The organism is Pseudomonas sp. BN414, from assembly GCF_029871275.1.
Lineage (GTDB): Bacteria > Pseudomonadota > Gammaproteobacteria > Pseudomonadales > Pseudomonadaceae > Metapseudomonas > Metapseudomonas resinovorans_C.
Map to the genome: position 1 here is coordinate 1 of NZ_SSOL01000010.1, position 540 is coordinate 540.

Genomic DNA, 540 nt, shown 5'->3' on the forward strand with positions numbered 1-540 from the left:
GGCAACGTGCTGGACAACGACAGTGATGTGGATAACACCCTCACCGTCGCCAGCTTCACCGTGTCGGGCGTCACCGGCACCTTCAGCGCGGGTTCCAGCGCCGTGATCGCTGGTGTCGGCACCCTGACCATCGCGGCGGACGGCAACTACACCTTTACTCCGGCGCAGAACTGGAACGGTGCGGTGCCGCAGGTCACCTACACCACCAATACCGGCAGCAACTCCACGCTGGATATCACCGTCACGCCGGAAAACGACGCGCCTGTCGCCAGCGATGACGGCCCTGTCCCGGTGATCGAGGACATCCCGACCACCGGCAATGTCCTGACCAATGACAGCGATGTCGAGAACGACACGCTGACCGTTACCCAGTTCGAAGTGGGCGGCAGCACATACCTAGCCGGCCAGACGGCCACCCTCGCAGGCGTTGGCACCCTGGTGATCAATTCCAACGGCAGCTTCACCTTCACGCCCGCGCCGAACTACAACGGCCCGGTGCCGACGGCGACCTACACCGTGTCCGATGGCACCGCCACCGAC

Annotated in this window: 1 protein-coding gene; it reads left to right on the forward strand. The window is 64.3% G+C overall.

Features of this window, described 5'->3' with window-relative positions; all coding sequences use genetic code 11:
- On the forward strand, nucleotides 1-540 hold a 540-nt coding region (locus E8E95_RS00075; RefSeq protein ID WP_280347124.1), incomplete at both ends, for an Ig-like domain-containing protein.